This is a genomic window from Psychromonas sp. (assembly GCF_983033635.1).
In genome coordinates this window covers 1-484 of record NZ_CEZLMY010000228.1, presented here as the reverse complement: position 1 = coordinate 484, position 484 = coordinate 1, and the positions used below count along the sequence as shown (strand labels likewise).

Genomic DNA, 484 nt, shown 5'->3' with positions numbered 1-484 from the left:
ACCAAATTGAAGGGGCATTTCAACAAGATGGTAAAGGTTTGTTTACTGCAGGCAAAGGGCGAACGTTTATTGTTGTTTAAAAACAGTTTTATAGATAAACGTATAAAGTTATCCTGCATAGCAAGCAAAAAGCTCAGCTGTGAGCCGTCATATTACTTTATAATCCGTTTTGCTGGGATTTTGAGCAATGAAATTGCTCTATAATTATTTATTATGCTCTTCGGAATCGTCATCATCATCTAACAATTCTTCATCTTTTTGACCTGTAAAAAAAGCAGTTATTCTATACCACCAAAATTTAAAAGTACCTAGTAGCAGAGCTATTGTGGCTATCAGACCTTGTAGGATAATACTGCCTGTCGCTGGATCAAGGTAAGCAAATACAGGCGAACTAATTGATGAAAATATTACAACTAAAAAGTAATTTTTTAAATTAATCATTTTAACCCCTTTTTCGTTAAAGAGACTTTAAATATAGCTTTAC

Annotated in this window: 1 protein-coding gene; it reads right to left on the bottom strand. The window is 33.1% G+C overall.

Going from position 1 to position 484, the window contains the following annotated elements:
• Nucleotides 1-204 precede the first annotated feature (204 nt).
• Nucleotides 205-441 carry a hypothetical protein gene (locus AC4GME_RS17470; protein ID WP_490379909.1) on the bottom strand — a complete coding sequence of 79 codons (237 nt, stop codon included), beginning with the start codon at nt 439-441 and terminating at the stop codon, nt 205-207.
• Nucleotides 442-484: the final 43 nt, after the last annotated feature.

Coding starts and splice junctions, on each gene's coding strand:
- AC4GME_RS17470 (WP_490379909.1), bottom strand. CDS start 441: ATGATTAATTTAAAAAATTACTTTTTAGTTGTAATATTTTCATCAATT.